The sequence below is a fragment of the Synechococcus sp. CCAP 1479/9 genome (assembly GCF_019038535.1).
In the GTDB taxonomy this organism is placed as follows: Bacteria; Cyanobacteriota; Cyanobacteriia; order PCC-6307; family Cyanobiaceae; genus Cyanobium.
Genome location: NZ_JAFKRK010000008.1, coordinates 1 through 15720, shown reverse-complemented (window position 1 = coordinate 15720; position 15720 = coordinate 1). Strand labels below are relative to the sequence as shown.

General features: G+C 70.9%; 16 protein-coding genes. 3 read left to right on the top strand and 13 right to left on the bottom strand.

The genetic code is table 11. The annotated features are described in order from the left end of the window. Window positions 1-3: 3 nt before the first annotated feature. Window positions 4-1278: an adenosylmethionine--8-amino-7-oxononanoate transaminase gene (gene bioA / locus KUG38_RS03005; protein ID WP_216918986.1), complete on the top strand. Its 1275-nt coding sequence runs from the start codon at window positions 4-6 to the stop codon at window positions 1276-1278. Window positions 1279-1309: 31 nt separating this feature from the next. Here the strand turns inward: bioA and KUG38_RS03000 are convergent, their stop codons facing one another. Together KUG38_RS03000 and KUG38_RS02995 are read right to left on the bottom strand one after the other, a co-directional pair. Further along, window positions 1310-1579, bottom strand: a complete 270-nt coding sequence (locus tag KUG38_RS03000) for a DUF3143 domain-containing protein (RefSeq protein WP_190610764.1) — start codon at window positions 1577-1579, stop codon at window positions 1310-1312. A gap of 23 nt (window positions 1580-1602) precedes the next feature. Next, complete coding sequence (locus KUG38_RS02995; RefSeq protein ID WP_216918985.1) at window positions 1603-2142, bottom strand: J domain-containing protein; 540 nt, start codon at window positions 2140-2142, stop codon at window positions 1603-1605. A 71-nt stretch (window positions 2143-2213) separates the two neighbouring features. On the opposite strand from KUG38_RS02995, the gene KUG38_RS02990 reads away from it, so the two are divergent. Further along, on the top strand, window positions 2214-2990 hold the full coding sequence (locus KUG38_RS02990; protein WP_216918984.1) for a 16S rRNA (guanine(527)-N(7))-methyltransferase RsmG: 777 nt from the start codon (window positions 2214-2216) through the stop codon (window positions 2988-2990). Here the strand turns inward: KUG38_RS02990 and KUG38_RS02985 are convergent. The 6 genes from KUG38_RS02985 to KUG38_RS16865 form a co-directional block, all read right to left on the bottom strand. Further along, complete coding sequence (locus KUG38_RS02985; protein ID WP_216919261.1) at window positions 2987-4174, bottom strand: aldo/keto reductase; 1188 nt, start codon at window positions 4172-4174, stop codon at window positions 2987-2989. The two genes, KUG38_RS02990 and KUG38_RS02985, sit on opposite strands and share 4 nt — an antisense overlap. Before the next feature lie 38 nt (window positions 4175-4212). Continuing rightward, window positions 4213-4635 carry a ferredoxin gene (locus KUG38_RS02980; RefSeq protein ID WP_216918983.1) on the bottom strand — a complete coding sequence of 141 codons (423 nt, stop codon included), beginning with the start codon at window positions 4633-4635 and terminating at the stop codon, window positions 4213-4215. 4 nt (window positions 4636-4639) lie between these two features. After that, window positions 4640-5032, bottom strand: coding sequence for a DUF1257 domain-containing protein (locus tag KUG38_RS02975; RefSeq protein WP_094585537.1), 393 nt, complete (start codon window positions 5030-5032; stop codon window positions 4640-4642). 28 nt (window positions 5033-5060) lie between these two features. Next, window positions 5061-5276, bottom strand: coding sequence for a DUF2997 domain-containing protein (locus KUG38_RS02970; protein ID WP_015110555.1), 216 nt, complete (start codon window positions 5274-5276; stop codon window positions 5061-5063). Window positions 5277-5361: 85 nt separating this feature from the next. Continuing rightward, window positions 5362-6162: a HEAT repeat domain-containing protein gene (locus tag KUG38_RS02965; RefSeq protein WP_094585536.1), complete on the bottom strand. Its 801-nt coding sequence runs from the start codon at window positions 6160-6162 to the stop codon at window positions 5362-5364. Window positions 6163-6228: 66 nt separating this feature from the next. After that, window positions 6229-6354 (bottom strand): DUF8624 family small hydrophobic protein, encoded by a 126-nt coding sequence (locus KUG38_RS16865; protein WP_015110553.1) that lies wholly within the window; start codon window positions 6352-6354, stop codon window positions 6229-6231. 77 nt (window positions 6355-6431) lie between these two features. Between KUG38_RS16865 and KUG38_RS02960 the strand changes: the two genes are divergently transcribed. Continuing rightward, window positions 6432-7712, top strand: a complete 1281-nt coding sequence (locus KUG38_RS02960; protein WP_216918982.1) for an AmpG family muropeptide MFS transporter — start codon at window positions 6432-6434, stop codon at window positions 7710-7712. Here the strand turns inward: KUG38_RS02960 and KUG38_RS02955 are convergent. From KUG38_RS02955 to KUG38_RS02935, 5 genes are all read right to left on the bottom strand, one after another. Then, window positions 7685-8533 carry an alpha/beta hydrolase gene (locus KUG38_RS02955; protein WP_286195582.1) on the bottom strand — a complete coding sequence of 283 codons (849 nt, stop codon included), beginning with the start codon at window positions 8531-8533 and terminating at the stop codon, window positions 7685-7687. The genes KUG38_RS02960 and KUG38_RS02955 overlap by 28 nt on opposite strands. Window positions 8534-8544: 11 nt before the next feature. After that, window positions 8545-9603, bottom strand: a complete 1059-nt coding sequence (rlmN, locus tag KUG38_RS02950) for a dual-specificity RNA methyltransferase RlmN (RefSeq protein WP_216918981.1) — start codon at window positions 9601-9603, stop codon at window positions 8545-8547. Then, on the bottom strand, window positions 9603-9791 hold the full coding sequence (locus KUG38_RS02945; protein WP_216918980.1) for a CAB/ELIP/HLIP family chlorophyll-binding protein: 189 nt from the start codon (window positions 9789-9791) through the stop codon (window positions 9603-9605). The genes rlmN and KUG38_RS02945 overlap by 1 nt, the downstream gene beginning before the upstream one ends. Further along, complete coding sequence (locus KUG38_RS02940) at window positions 9784-13899, bottom strand: DNA-directed RNA polymerase subunit beta' (protein WP_216918979.1); 4116 nt, start codon at window positions 13897-13899, stop codon at window positions 9784-9786. The genes KUG38_RS02945 and KUG38_RS02940 overlap by 8 nt, the downstream gene beginning before the upstream one ends. 73 nt (window positions 13900-13972) lie before the next feature. Continuing rightward, window positions 13973-15720: DNA-directed RNA polymerase subunit gamma (locus KUG38_RS02935; protein ID WP_216918978.1), on the bottom strand; the 1748-nt coding region annotated here is incomplete at its 5' end.

Below are 15720 nucleotides of genomic sequence, written 5' to 3'. Positions count from 1 at the left end.
ACCGTGACCGGACCCGGCTGGCATCCCCACCTCTGGCACCCCTTCACCCAGGTGGCCACCGCCGACCCGCCCCTGCGGGTGGTGCGCGGCGAGGGCGCCTTGCTGGAGCTGGATGACGGCCGCCGGCTGATCGATGGCATCAGCAGCTGGTGGGTGACCCTGCACGGCCACGCCGAACCCGCCATCGCCGACGCCGTCGCCCGCCAGGCCCGCAGCCTCGAGCAGGTGGGTTTCTCCGATTTCCGCCACCCGGCCGCCGAGCAGCTGGCCGAGCGCCTGGCCGCCTGCAGCGGGCTGGAGCGGCTGTTCTTCTCCGACAACGGCTCCACGGCGGTGGAGGTGGCCCTGAAGATCGCCTGGCAGTGGTGGCGCAACCGGGGCGAACCCCGCCGGCAGCTGATCGCCTTCGAGGGGGCCTATCACGGCGACACCTTCGGCGCCATGGCGGTGGGGGAGCGCTCCCTGTTCTCGGAGGCGTTCGAGCCGTTGCTGTTCGCCGTGGCCCGGGCCCCCTGGCCCGCCACCTGGTGGGGCGACGAGGGGGTGGAGGCGCGGGAGGCGGCGGCCCTGGAGCGGCTGGAACAACTCCTGGAAACGCCCACCGCGGCGGTGATCCTCGAACCCTTGCTTCAGGGGGCCGGCGGCATGGCCCTGGTGCGGGAGGAGTTCCTGCGCCAGGTGGAGGCGCTGGTGCGCGCCAGCGGCGCCCTGCTGATCGCCGACGAAGTCATGACCGGCTTCGGCCGCAGCGGCCACCTGTTCGCCTGCCAGCGGGCCGGCATCCGCCCCGACTTGATGGCCCTCTCCAAGGGGCTCACCGGCGGCTTCCTGCCCATGGGCGTCACCCTGGCCCGGGAGTCCATCTTCGAGGGCTTCATCGGCACCACCCCCGGCCTGACCCTCTTCCACGGCCACAGCTTCACCGCCAACCCCCTGGGATGCGCCGCCGCCCTGGCCAGCCTTGAGCTGCTCCAGGAGCGGCCGGAGCGCCACCAGGGGTTCGAGGCGCGCCACCGTCCCCACCTGGAGGCCCTGGCGCGCCACCCCCTGGTGCGGCGGCCGCGGCTGATGGGCAGCGTGGCCGCCTTCGAGGTGGCCACCGACGCCCCCGGCTACCTCAATCCCGTCGGCCAACGGCTGCAGCGGCTGGCCCTGGAGCGGGGGGTGTTCCTGCGGCCCCTGGGGCAGGTGGTCTACCTGCTGCCGCCGCTGTGCATCGACGACGACCAGCTGGCCCACTGCTACGCAGTGATCGAGGCGGCCCTCTCCAGCCTCTGAGCGGCCGCCGGATGCTGGCTCAGGGCGGGGGTCAGGGGCCCGCCAGGATCGCCGCCTCCACATCGGCCCGTGACAGCCCATAGGGGAACTGGCGTGCTGTGGTGCGGCCCTCCTGGTGCCAGCTCACCCGCAGTTCCTCCACGTCCATCTCGATCCGGGCGCTCCACTCGGGGCGGTGCAGGTCCCAGTGGGCCACATTGCTGCGCGACTGGCTGGCCCCGAGCTGCCGCAGCCAGTCCTCGAGGGCAGGCAGGGGGTGGTTGTAGAGGGGGGTGGTGGGCTCGGGGGGCAGGGTCGCCATCGGATCGACAGGGGAAAGGATGGTCAGGCGGCAGGCGGCTGGGGCAGCGGGGACGCCTCAGGGGCCGGAGCCAGCGGGGCCGGGGGCGCTGGCTCCAGGGGGGCCGGGGGGACCGAGGCCGCCTCCAGGTCGGACCACCAGCTCGGCCAGGCCATGAGCTCGGTGCCGCGGGCCCAGGCCACCCCGAGCCCCAGCACCAGGCTGAGCACCAGGGCCAGGGCCAGCAGCAGCAGGGCGAACCACTCGCCGCCGGACAGGGCCCGGCGCACCGGCACGGGCCGGACGACGGGCGCCGGGGGGGGCCGCAGCGGCACCGGGGGGGCCGGCTGGGCCAGGGCGGCGTCGTAGAGCCGGCGGGCGGCCGGGTCGCTCAGCACGGCATAGGCCTGACGCAACTGCCGGAAGGCCACTTCAGCCTCGCTCGCCGGCAGGGCGGTGGTGTCCGGGTGGTAGCGCTTGCTGAGGCCCCGGAACGCCTGGCGCAGCTCCTGATCGGTGGCGGTGGGCTGCAGCTGCAGCACCTGGTAGTGGGTGGGGGTGGAGGGCTTGGCTGTGGAGGACATGGTCCCTGAGGCGGCGGTGGCAGCCTGCCCGGCGTGAGGGATCCTAGGGAGAAGCACCACTGCCGTAGCGGATGGCCGCCAGCCCCGATCCCAGCCCCCCCGCCGATGCCGGCCTCTGGCAGGCGCTGGGCTGGACCCCCACCGATGAGCAGCTGGCGGCGCTGGTGGCCCTGCAGGAGCAGCTGCGACTGTGGAACGGCCGGGTCAACCTCACCCGCCTCGTGGAGGGCGATGATTTCTGGATCGCCCAGGTCTTCGACAGCCTCTGGCCCTGGGTGCCGCTGCTCACGGCTCCTGGCGGCGTTCCGGACGGCCTGGAGCTGATCGACGTGGGCACCGGCGGCGGTTTCCCCGGGCTGGCCCTGGCGATCGCCCTGCCCACGGCCCGGATCACCCTGGTGGATTCGGTGGGTCGCAAACTGGAGGCGGTGCGGGCCATGGCCCGCAGCCTGGGGCTGGAGGGGCGACTGCGGTTGCGCTGCGAACGGGTGGAGCGCACCGGCCGCGCCCGGGACTGCCGGGGACGCTTCGATCGCGCCATGGCCCGCGCCGTGGCCAGCGCACCGGTGGTGGCGGAGTACCTGGTGCCCCTGCTCAAGCCCGACGGCCTGGCCCTGCTCTACCGGGGCCAGTGGGGGACCGACGACCAGCGGGATCTGGAGGCGGCCGTGGGGGTGCTGCGGGCGTCGGTGGATCCGGTGCAGCGCCGCGACCTGCCGGCGGGCCGGGGCGTGCGCCACGGCCTCTGGCTGCGGCCGACCGGCCCCTGTCCTGGCGCCTACCCCCGGGCCGTGGGGGTGCCCCAGAAAACACCGATCGCGCCGGGGGCCGTCACGCCGGGGGCCTAGGCCACTTGCAGCCTCTTGACGGCCTCACCGCCCAGCCGCTGCCGCAGACGCCGCAGCAGGTCGGGGATCTCAGCGGCCCAGGGGCTGGCCTGCAGCACCGCCAGCAGCTCGGCCTCGCTGACACTGCCATCGAGGGCCTCGGCGTTCTCCCCCGGAAACCAGTGGCTGCCCTGGCCCAGCAGGCCGTAGCGGGCGCGGCCGTAGGCCTCCAGATCCCAGGCCTCCAGAAGGTTGTGCAGCCAGAGCAGCACCGGCAGGTTGATCCGGCCGGGGGTGTCCTCCCAGGCCGGCAGACCCCGATCCCAGCTGGCCAGCCAGTCGTCCCCGAGGGCCTCCCGGCGGGCCTCCTGGAGGCGGGCCAGGATCGGCGGCAGCAGCTCGCCGGACCTGGGCAGCAGCGCCACCGCCTCCAGGTGCAGGTCCAGGTCCTGGGGGGACGCGGCGCCGACGCTGATGGTGTGGATGCCGGGGGCCGACAGGCAGAACAGGTCGTTGAAGACGATCGGATGCAGCGGCGCGCAGAGCTCGCACAGGCGCTGGGAGGGGCTGTGCAGGTGGCCGCCCTTGTCGGTGGGGCTGATCACGAACACCCCCATGTCGTGGGCGTTGGCGGCTTCGATCGCCGCCAGGTTGTCCTGGCGGATGAAGTACCAGTGCAGGTTGATGTAGTCGAACTGGTCGCTGGCGATCGCCTCCAGGATCAGGGGCAGCGGCGCATGGGTGGAGAAGCCCACGTGGCCGATCCGGCCCGCCTCCTGCCAGCGGCGGGCCACCGCCAGGCAGCCGCCGGGCCGCAGGGTCTGATCGAGCAGCTCCGGGGTGTTGAGGCCGTGGATGGCCAGCAGATCGACCCGGCCCGCTTCACCGCCCAGCCCCCCCTCGCCATCCAGGCCCAGCCGCTCGAAGCTGGTCCGCAGGTCGGCCTCGAAGGCGGCCGGGTCGACGGCCGGGGGCACCTTGGTCTGGAGGATGCGCCGGGGATCCGGCAGCCGGGGCAGCAGCCAGCCCAGCTGCCGTTCCGAGGTGCCGTAGTGGCGGGCGGTCTCGATGTGGTGCAGCCCCGCCCCCATGGCGGCCCGCAGCGTGGCCTCAAGATTGGCCTGGCTGCCGGCCTCCACCGCCTCGGCCGGCAGGTCGCTCCAGCTCTGCTGGAAGCGCATCCCCCCCAGGGAGAGCACCGGCATGGCCAGTCCCGTGCGGCCGAAACGCCGGCTGGGGATGGTCACGGCGATGGCGGGACGGAGCGGGGCAGGGTGCGGCGGCGGCGGCCATGGGAGGGGAGCCCCAGGGGCTGGATCTCCTGGTCGTCGAGCTGGGCCCTCAGGACCGGCAACTGCTCATAGGGAACCCAGTGGATGCAATCCACCGGACAGGTGTCGATCGCCTCCTGGATCCGCTCGGTGCTGTCACCGTCCTGGCGCAGGGCCCGGGAGCGGCCCCAGTCGGGTTCCACCACGAAGGTGTTGCCGGCCACATGGGCGCAGTAGCGGCAGCCGATGCAGACGGCCTCATCGACCCACACGGCCTGCTGACGCAGGGCCCCGCCCAGCACGGGCTCCCGGCCGGTGGCTGCCGACTCCGGGGCCACCGCGGTGCGGAAGGCGAGGGCGGGGTCGAGACCGGCGGAGGGACCCGTCGCGCTCACGGGATCAGGCGTCCCAGCGGGTCACCACCAGTTCGATGCTGCCGTCCTGGTGGTTGGTCTGCTCGCTCACCTGGAAGCCCTCCTCGACGGTGCTGGCCAGGATGGTGCGCAGGGCATAGCGCTGGGTGAGCTTGGCCAGGAAGCGCTCCACCGGGATGGGCTGCTTCCAGAGCTCCAGGTCGGTGACCAGCTCGTAGCTGCCGCTGTCGGGGTTGAAGCGGAAGCCGATGTCGACACCGTCGGCCTGGGGGATGGCGAGATCGGCGGTCACCGTCTGGCCGCGGTAGCCGCGCACCTGGCAGGAGCCCTCGGCCGGAGGGTGGCCCAGGTCGCGGAGGGCTTCCACCAGGGCCTGGCGATCGCGCAGCTCGGTCTTGACGGTGCTGAAGTGCGACATGGGACGAAAGGGAAGGGGGAGCGGGGGCTCAGGGGCCGTGGTGCTGAACGACCACCTGGGGGTCCTGGAGAACGAGGGGGGGCGTCTGGAACGCTTCCGAGGTGCTGCGTCGTTGCTGCACGCTGCCCAGCCGGGCCTCGATCCGCTCCGTGAGCTGGGAGCACCCCTCGCCCTGCACGCCCTCCACGAGTTCCTCCACGCGCCCGTCGGGGCGAATGCGGAAGCGGATGGTGCGTTGGGCCATCCCGGATGGGCTGCACAGGTGAGACTGGGATCTTAACCGCGATTTCCGGAGCTCGCGGCCGCTGGCCAGGGCTGTCCGGCGGCCGTCAGCTGATCAGTCCCTCGTCCACCAGGGTCTGCAGCCGTTCGAGCACCTCGGGCTGCTCCAGCTGCTCAAGGGCCATGCGGGCTTCGTCCCGGACGGTGGGGTCGCCGTCGTGCAGCATCGTGTGCAGCAGGGCTTCCACCACGTCCAACTGGCGCGGCTCCACCAGGTCGGTGTAGAGGCGGCCCAGGGACCAGGCGCAGTTGCTGCGCACCGCCGGCTCGCTGTCGATGCGGAGGCTCAGCAGCAACTGGGCGGCGGCGGGGTCGGCCTTGGCCACGCCGGTGGCGCCGGCATCGGCCAGGGAGCTGGCCGCCCACAGCCGCACCGCGGCGATGTCGAGCTCCAGGGCCCGGATCAGCGGGTTGAGCACCGGGGCCTCGGGGTAGTTGCCGAGGCTCCAGGCCACCGCCTTGCGGACGTAGCCGTTGTCGTCGGCCGCCAGCAGGCCCAGCAGGGGCTCCACCGCCAGGGGGTGGGGGTTGCGGCCGAGGGCGTAGACGGCACTCATCCGCACGATCGGGCAGCCGGCCTTCAGCAGCGGCAGCAGCAGGGGGATGGCCCGAGGATCGCGGTGCTCGCAGAAGATGCGCAGGCCCTGCAGGCGCTCCTCCCGCCCCCCCTTCAGCAGCTCGATGCCCAGGTCGCACTCGGCGGCCACATCGGAGCTGGAGGGGGCGACGCTGTCGATCTCATCGAGGGGATCACCCAGGAGCTCCTGCGCCAGTTCCCGGGCCAGCACCTCCGGATCGAGGGCCAGCGCGTGGGTGGTTTCGGGAAAGGGCAGGCCGTCGTCCGGCATGGAGCCATCCAGGTGAAGGCATCGTAAAAGCCGGGCGGCGCCGGATCAGCCCAGTGGGGCGGGGGATCAACCCAGTGGGGCGGGGGCGGCCATGTCGCCGGGCAGCCAGATGCGGGCGCTGACGGCGAACAGGGCCAGGGCGAACAGCAGCACGATGGCGACCGGCAGCAGCGTGGAGCGCAGGAAGGACATGGGGGACAGGGACGGGGGTGCTGGCTGCATTGTGGTCCGACCGGTCGCCCCTAGGGTTCGGCGATCCGCGAGCGGCCATGGCCAGCCCTGCCTCCAGCAGTGTCCGCCCCTGGCGTCGCCTCCTGGCGGTGGCCGCCGAGGGGGTGGCCAGCGGCACCCCCTACATGGTGGGCACCAAGCTGCTGCAGGGCTGGCTCACCGCCAGCCAGATCCCCCTGGGCCTGATCGGCCTGCTGGGGCTGGCGGAGCTGCCCTACACCCTGAAGATGTTCTGGGCTCCGGCCCTCGACCGCTGGCCCCTGCCCTGGCCGGACCGCCGCCGCGGCTGGCTGCTGGTGCTGCAGCTCACCCTGGTGGCGGTGATCGGCGCCATGGCCCTGCTGCGGCCGTCGAGCGATCCGGCCAGCCTCACGGCGATCGGGGTGATGGCGGTGCTGCTGGCGGTGGTCAGCGCCACCCAGGACATCGCCGTCGATGCCTACCGCACCGACCTGCTGCCCGACCTCGAGCGGGGCGCCGGAGCCGCCGCCTCCAACCTGGGCTACCGCACGGCGATGCTGGCGGTGGGGGCCGGCGGCTTCATCCTGGCCGGCCGCTTCGACTGGCCCCTGGCCTTCCTGTTCTCGGCCCTGCTGATGCTGGTGGTGGTGCCGTTCACCCTCACGGCACCGCGGCTGGAACCCCTGGCGGTGCCGGTGACCAGCCTGCGCCAGGCGGTGCTGGGTCCGGCGCGGGAGTTCCTGCACCGCAGCGGCGGCCCCCGGGCCGTGGCCCTGCTCACCCTGGTGCTGCTCTATCGCTGGCCCGACGGCTTGCTCGGCCTGATGGCGGTGCCGTTTCTGATCCAGAAGGGTTTCAGCCCCGAGGTGGTGGGGTCGGTGCTGGCGGGCTGGGGCATCGGCGCCACCATCGTCGGCACGGTGCTGGGGGGCGTGCTGTTCGGCCGGCTGGGCATGAACCGCTCCCTGTGGCTGTTCGCCCTGGTGGGGGCGGCGGGCAACCTGGCCTATTGGGGCCTGGCCCGCTTCGACGGCGGCATGCCGGCCCTGCTGACGGCCGTGGCCCTGGAGAACATTGGCGGCGGCATGGTGGGCGCCGCCTTCGTGGCGCTGCTGATGAGCCTCTGCAACCCCCGCTTCTCCGCCACCCAGTACGCCCTGCTCTCGGGCGTCTATGCCCTGAGCCGCTCCCTGCTGGCCGCCCCGGCCGGCCTGGTGGCCGAGCGGCTGGGCTGGCCGGGCTTCTTCCTGGCCACCACCGCCGCGGCCCTGCCGGCCTTCCTGCTGATGCTGCGGCTCACCCCCTGGAACGGCCAGGGCGCCCGCGGCGCCTACAGCGCCGAGCGGGACGGCGGCTGAAGGCCGTCCCCCGGGGCCTCCCCAGCCGGCTCGGGCCCCAGGAACCCCCGCAACAGCGGCAGGTACCGGGGGGAGGCTTCCACGGCGTTATGGCCCTCGACCGGCAGCACCACCAGGGACGCCACCCCGGGCCGGAAGCTGGACAGCAGGGCGTCGGTGTTGGCGCGGGGGATCACCTCGTCCCGTTCGGCGGCGATCAGCAGGGTGGGCGCGCCGACCCGGGGAGCCGCCTGGTCGGAGCGGTACCGGTCCTGGAGCAGCAGCCCCACCGGCACCAGGGGGAAACGCTGGGCCGCCACCGCCTCGATGCTGTCGAACGGCGTGACCAGCACCAACCGGGCCACCGGACGGCGGGCGGCCAGGTGCACCGCCACACCGCTGCCGAGGCTGCGGCCGATCACGACGATCTGCCCGTGGTCGGTCCGCACCCGGTCGAAGAGGGCCAGGGCATCGGCGAACAGGGCCCGCTCCGAGGGCTGGCCGCTGCTGCCGCCGTAGCTCCGGTAGTGCAGCAGGTAGAGGGCGTGCTCCGGAAAGGCGGCCGCAAGCAGGGGCAGCTGGCCCTCCACAGCCTCGGCATTGCCGCCGAAGTAGAGGAGCGCCTTCGGGCCGGGGCGGTGGCGGACGGTCACCAGCACCCGGGCCCCCGGCGGGCCGCCTGTGATCGGCAGGGCCAACAGATCGCCGGGCGCATCGGCGGAGCGGGGCTGGGGGAAATAGAGCAGGGAGCGCTGGCGCAGAAACAGAAGGCCGCACAGGGCCCCGTAGGCCAGTCCGCCGGCCAGGAGGACCGCCAGGGCCGTGGCAGCGCGTGGCGGCATCGAAATGGCGCTCACCCCGCCGGGGCGTCCATCAGCCGGCGGCGCAGCTGGCCGCAGGCGGCGTCCTGGTCGAGGCCGCGGCTGGCCCGCACGCTGACGGCGATGTGGCGCCGCTCCAGCTGGGCACGGAAGGCCTCCACCGCCTCCGGAGCGGGGCGCCGGAAGTCCTCCTCGGCGATCGGGTTGTAGGCGATCAGGTTGACGTGGCTCTGGAAGCCCCGCAGCAGGCGGGCCAGGGCATCGGCCTGGCGGGGATGGTCGTTGAGACCCCCCAGCAGGATGTACTCGAAGCTGACCCGCCGGCCGGTGATGGCCACGTAGTGGCGGCAGTCGTCCAGCAGGGCCTCGAGGGGATAGGCGTGGGCGGTGGGGATCAGCTCCTCCCGCAGGCGCTGGTCGGGGGCATGGAGGCTCACGGCCAGGGTGAACTGGGCCCGCCCCAGGCGCTCCAGGGCCCGCTCCGCCAGGGTGGGCAGGGTGCGGGGCACCCCCACCGTGCTGACGGTGATCTGGCGCTGGGCCATGCCCAGGTCGGTGCAGAGGCAGGCGATGGCCTCCAGCACCGCTTCGGTGTTGAGCAGGGGTTCGCCCATGCCCATGAACACCACGTGGGAGGGGCGCCGGTCCATGGCCTCGCGGATGCTGAGCACCTGGTCGACGATCTCGTGCACCGCCAGGGAGCGCTGCAGGCCCCCCTTGCCGGTGGCGCAGAAGCGGCAGGCCATGGGGCAGCCCACCTGGCTGCTGACGCAGACCGTGAGCCGGTCGCCGCTGGGGATGCCGACGGTCTCGAGGCTGAGGCCATCGGCGGTGGCCAGCAGCAGCTTGGTGGTGCCGTCGCGGGCGTCGCTGCGGTGCAGCAGGGCCGAGCGGCCGATGCCGGTGCCGCCCGCCACCAGCCCCTCGCGCCAGGCCTTGGGCAGCACCGTGATGGCGTCGAGGCTGCGGGCCCCCCTGGCGTAGATCCAGTCGTGCAGCTGCCGGCCCCGGAAGGCCGGCTGGCCCTGGTCACCGGCCCAGGCCTCCAGGGCCGCCTGGCCCATCCCCAGCAGGGGGGCAGGCCCGGCCATCAGGGCCAGATCAGCAGGCCGTGGCCCAGCTTCCACTCCACCGCCAGCAGGGCGATGAAGCCCAGCATTGCCACCCGGCCGTTGAGGCGCTCGGTGTGGGTATGGAAGCCGAAGCGCGGCAGCCGGCGCACCGGCACGGGGGTGGGCCGGGAGGGGGCCGAAGGGGTGGCGACGGCGGGATCAGTCATCGCTGAGCAGACCCTCCTCCTGCAGACCCTCAAGGGCCGCCGGATCGGCGATCAGCTCCTCCTCCAGTCCCTCCTCGGCGGTGGGACGGGAAAAGGCGGCGAAGCCGCTGGCGGCCGCTTCGATGCCGTGGCGGCTGCGGGTGGCCTCCAGATCCTCCTCGGAGGGGTCGTCCAGCACGGCGGCGGTGACGGCAGGAGCCGGCATCTCGACCGTGTAGTCGGGCCGCAGGTTCTGGTTGCGGCGGTAGCCGGCGGCCTCCTCCTCGAGGATGTCGGGGTGGGGTCCGGCCTCGGCGCGCAGCTCCTCCTCGAAGCCCCCGAACCCGGTGCCGGCGGGGATCAGACGGCCGATGATCACGTTCTCCTTGAGGCCCCGCAGCCAGTCGCTCTTGCCCTCGATGGCCGCTTCGGTGAGCACCCGGGTGGTCTCCTGGAAAGAGGCCGCCGAGATGAACGAATCGGTGTTGAGGGAGGCCTTGGTGATGCCCAGCAGCACGGGGGTGAACTCGGCGGGGGCGCCGCCGGTGATGCCCATGGCGGAGTTGACCTGCTCCACCTGACGCAGCTCGATCAGCTCGCCGGGAAGCAGGGTGGTGTCACCGGCATCCTCGATCCGGACCTTGCTGGTCATCTGGCGCACGATCACCTCGATGTGCTTGTCGCTGATCGAGACCCCCTGCGATTTGTAGACGTTCTGCACCTCCGTCACCATGCGGAACTGCAGCTTGGAGATCGCCTCCTGGGCCGCCTCCATGGTGGGCTTGCGGCTGCGCAGGTCCTCGAAGAAGCAGTCGAGCAGTTCGTGGGGGTTGATCGGTCCGTCGGTGAGCATCTCGCCGGCGCTCACCTGCTGGCCATCGGAGACCATCACGTTGCGGCCGAGCAGGATCGGGTACTCGGTGATGACGTCGTCCGTCTCGATCACCGACACGGTGATCGAATCGTCGTCCTCACCCTGCTTGATCTGCACGGTGCCGCTCTTGCGGCAGAGCACCGCCGATTCCCGCGGGCGGCGGGCTTCGAGCAGTTCCTCGATCCGGGGCAGACCCTGAACGATGTCGCCGGTCTTCTGGCGCTCGAACACCAGCAGAGCCAGGGGATCGCCACGCTGCACCAGTTCGCCGTCCCGGACGTGCAGCACCGAATCGGGCGACACCATGTAGGGCCGGCCCAGACGGATGGTGAGGGTCTTGCCGTCGATGGCCTCCACCTGGCCGCAGCAGGGGGAGAGCACCCCGTCGGCGAGCACTTTGCCGTCGACAATCCGGTCGCCCACCGCCACCGTCGGGGCGGCCGTGCCGAGATCCAGGCTGAGGGTGTCGTTGGCCCGCTCCACGATCAGGCGACGGATCGGTTCACCGACGACGGGCTCGGGCAGTTGCACCACCCCGTCCCCGTTCTCCTTGCAGAGGATCTGGGTGGTGGCCACCACATCGCCCCGTTTGACGGTCATGCCGTCCTCCACCTGCAGTTCGGTGTGGGTGGAGCCGTGGCTGGCGTCGGAGAGGGTGTCGCGCCGCACCAGCAGGGTTTCCAGGATCACCAGCTGCAGCCGCTCAATGGTCTTGGCCCGCTTGTCGGCCACCGCCTCCACATCCACCGTCATCTGGGGGGTGGTGTCGAAGGTTTCCAGGATCAGCTGGGTGCGCAGCAGTTCCACCCCTTCCACCGACTTGATCAGCTCGCCGTCCTTGAAGGTGAGGCGCTGGGTGGCCTTCAGCCCCAGGGAGGGACCGCCGGTCTGTTTGACGGTGGACAGCTCGGGCAGGTGGGCGGCATCGGGAATGGCGTATTCCTCGACGGGGCGCAGCAGCAGGGCGCCGCCCTCGGGGGTGTCGACCTTCTCGACGAATTTCATCGCCTCGGCCTTGAGGCCGGGGGCGATCTCCTCGCCGGGGTTGACCATCTTGCCGTCCTCGCCATAGCGGCCGAGCACCTTGGCATCGGAAACCAGGTGCAGCTCACCGGAGCGCACGATGATCTCCCGCAGGATGTCGTTCTTCTGGGTGACGGTGACGATGCCCGCGGTCTGGCTGAAGATGTCCTTCACCACCTCGGTGCCGGCCTCGATCCACTGGCCGTCCTCGATCATCAACAGGGAGATGTCCTTGTTGATCTCGTGGGTCTCCTGGGGAATCCACAGCAGGGTGCCGCCCTTGCTGACCTCGAAACCGTGCTTGGCGGAGCGGGCCTTCTTGATCGAGAGGCCGGGGGCGAATTTCACCATGCCGCCGGTCTGGGTGCGGAAGCGGTCGTCGGTGAGTTCGGCGATCACCTCACCGGCGCCGATCTTGGTGCCGGGCTGGGTCTTGACCAGGTAGCGGGTGTTGTCCTTGCCCTCCAGGTGCCAGCTCTCGCCGGTGTGGCTGGATTCACCCACCAGTTTGCAGTCCTTGAGGGTGAGGCTGGCGGTGACGATCTGCACCTCGCGGGAGTCGCCGGTGGACTCCCGCAGCCGCACGGCGCCGCCGTATTCGCTCTGCAGCCGGCTCTCGGCCAGCACATCTCCGGCGGTCACCGGCTTGTCGGTCTCGACGACGGGGAGGGCGTTGGGCGGCAGGTTGTAGACGTCGCCGCTGAACACCCAGAGGCGCCCGAGACGCTGGGCCTTGTGGGTGATGTTGCCCTGGCGGTCGGTGACCTCCCGGGGCTGGATCACATCCTCGAAGCGCACCTGGCCGGGCAGGTCGCAGATGACATCCTTGGTGGCCTTCTCCACGCTCTTCTTCACCGCCGAGCCCGAGGAGATCTGGGCCAGGATGATGTCGTTGGCGACGGGATCGCCATCGGCCACGAACAGGATCGAGCCGTTGGTGATGTCGATCTTCTGCACCTTGCCCTTGCCCGAGGGCTTGAGGGTGAGGGTGAAATCGGTTTCGGCCAGCTTGGCCTCGACGCCGTGGGGGGTGCGGTGGTCGCGGACCCGGGCCTTGGGCCCGAATTCCACCACCCCATCCACCAGGGAGCGCACCACGCCGGTCTCGGCGGTGGACACACCACCGGTGTGGAAGGTGCGCATGGTGAGCTGGGTGCCCGGTTCACCGATCGACTGGGCGGCGATGATGCCCACCGCTTCGCCCAGGTCGACCAGTTCGTTGTGGGCCAGGGCCCAGCCGTAGCACTTGCGGCAGACCGAACGGGAGGCCTCGCAGGTGAGGGGCGAGCGCACCATCACGGTGGCGATCGCCGCCTTCTCGATGGCGGCCGAAATCGCCGGGTCGATCTCACCGTTGCGGTCGACGATGACGACGCCGTCGCTGTCGACAACGGGCTGGGCGGCCAGACGGCCCACCAGCTTGGTGCCGAAGCGGCCCCGTTCGTCGGCGTTGATGGGGATGAAGCGGTGGGTGCCGCAGTCCTCCTCCCGCACGATCACGTCCTGGGCCACGTCCACCAGACGGCGGGTGAGGTAGCCGGAGTCGGCGGTGCGCAGGGCGGTGTCCACCAGGCCCTTGCGGGCGCCGTAGGAGGAGATCACGTACTCGGTGACCGTGAGGCCCTCGCGGAAGTTGGTGCGGATCGGCAGGTCGATGATCTCCCCCTGGGGGTTGGCCATCAGGCCGCGCATGCCCACCAGCTGACGCACCTGGGACATGTTCCCCCGGGCGCCGGAGTTGGCCATCATCCACACCGAGTTGAGTGGATCGTTGTCGTTGAAGTTGCGGCGCACGGCCGCCACCAGCCGCTCGTTGGTCTCGGTCCAGGTGTCGATCACCTTGGTGTGGCGCTCCACCTCGGTGATCTCACCGAGCCGGTAGCGCTCCTCGGTGGCCGTGATCTGCTCCTCGGCCTCCTCCAGCAGGACGGCCTTGTCGCCGGGGATGCGCAGGTCGTCGACCGAGATCGACACCGCCGCCTGGGTGGCGTAGTGGAAGCCCAGATCCTTCAGCTCGTCGGCCATCGCCGCGGTGGCCGCGGTGCCGTGGTGCTTGTAGGCCCAGGAGACCAGGTTGCGCAGCGCCTTCTTGTCGATGATCCGGTTACGGAACGGCGGCGCCTGCTTGCTGAGGGCGGAGGCCGCAGCTGCCGCGGCGGCGGTGGCGGCCGCCAGGTCGGCGGCGGCCTTGGCGCTCTTCTTGCTGATCTTCTTGGCGGGGGTGGCGGTCATGGCGGCGCGCGATGGAGAAGGCTGGAGGGAATCGGAAGACACGGGGCGCGGGTCTTGGCCCGGCCGGTGGAACTCAGGAGGCGGCCACGGCGTCGATGATCGTGTGGTTGATGACGACCCGACCCACGGTGGTCAGCAGGTAGCGGCTGATCAGGGCGCCGTCCTCATCGAAGCGGTCGCGGCGGAACTTCCACTGCTCGACGCGGGTGCCATCGGTGAGGGTGTCGGTGGAGACGGGCTCGTTGTCCTCGTCGTCACTTTCCACCTCGCCGTTGAAGCGCACCCAGACCCAGTCGTGCAGGGTGAGGTGCTTCTCCTCGAAGGCGGCGATCACGTCTTCGAGGTCGGCGAAGGTGCGGGAACGGTCGCCGAAGGCGGGCTGCGCCTTCTCCCGGTCGACGGCGGTGAGGTAGTAGGCACCGAGCACCATGTCCTGGGACGGGGTGATGATCGGCTCGCCGGTGGCGGGGGAGAGCACGTTGTTGCTCGCCAGCATCAGCATGCGGGCCTCGGTCTGGGCCTCGATCGCCAGGGGCACGTGCACGGCCATCTGGTCACCGTCGAAGTCGGCGTTGAAGGCGGGGCAGACCAGGGGATGGAGCTGGATGGCACGGCCATCCACCAGCTTGGGCTCGAAGGCCTGGATGCCGAGCCGGTGCAGGGTCGGGGCCCGGTTGAGCAGGATCGGGTGCCCTTCGATCACTTCCTGCAGCACCTGCATCACCTCGTCGTCGGCACGCTGGATCAGCTTTTTGGCCGCCTTGATGTTGTTGACGATGTTCTGGCGGATCAGGCGATGGATCACGAACGGCTGGAACAGCTCGATCGCCATCTCCTTGGGCAGACCGCACTGGTGCATCTTCAGCTTGGGGCCCACCACGATCACGGAACGGCCGGAGTAGTCGACCCGTTTGCCGAGGAGGTTCTGGCGGAAGCGGCCCTGCTTGCCCTCGATGATGTCACTGAGCGACTTCAGGGCCCGGTTGTTGGCACCCACCACGGTGCGGCCGCGGCGGCCGTTGTCGATCAGGGCATCGACGGCCTCCTGAAGCATCCGCTTCTCGTTGCGGACGATGATCTCGGGGGCGAGGATCTCCTGGAGACGCGCCAGGCGGTTGTTGCGGTTGATCACCCGCCGGTAGAGGTCGTTGAGATCGCTGGTGGCGAAACGGCCGCCATCGAGCTGCACCATGGGGCGCAGATCGGGGGGGATCACCGGGATCACATCCAGCACCATCCACTCGGGACGGGCGTTGGTGGCGATGAAGTTGTCGATCACCCGCAGGCGCTTGATCAGCTTGGCCCGCTTCTGGCCCTTGGAGTTGTTGATGTCCTCGCGGAGCTGCTCGGCCTCCTTCTCGAGGTCGAGGTCCTCCAGCAGCTGCTTGAGGGCCTCGGCGCCGATGCCCACCATGGGCTCGTTCTCGATCTCGGAATCCTCGGCGAAGATCTGGTCCTCGATCTCCAGCCACTCGTCTTCGGTGAGCAGCTGCTTGTAGGTGAGGTCCTTGTGGTCACCCTTGTCGAGCACCACGTAGCAGTTGAAGTAGACGATCTGCTCCACGTCCCGCAGGGGCATGTCGAGCAGGATCGCCACATAGCTGGGGATGCCCTTGAGGTACCAGACGTGGGAGACCGGAGCCGCCAGCTTGATGAAGCCCATGCGGTGGCGCCGCACCCGGCTCTCGGTGACTTCGACGCCGCAGCGCTCACAGACGATGCCGCGGTGCCGCACCCGCTTGTACTTGCCGCAGTGGCATTCCCAGTCCTTGGAGGGGCCGAAGATCTTCTCGCAGAAGAGCCCGTCCATCTCGGGCTTGA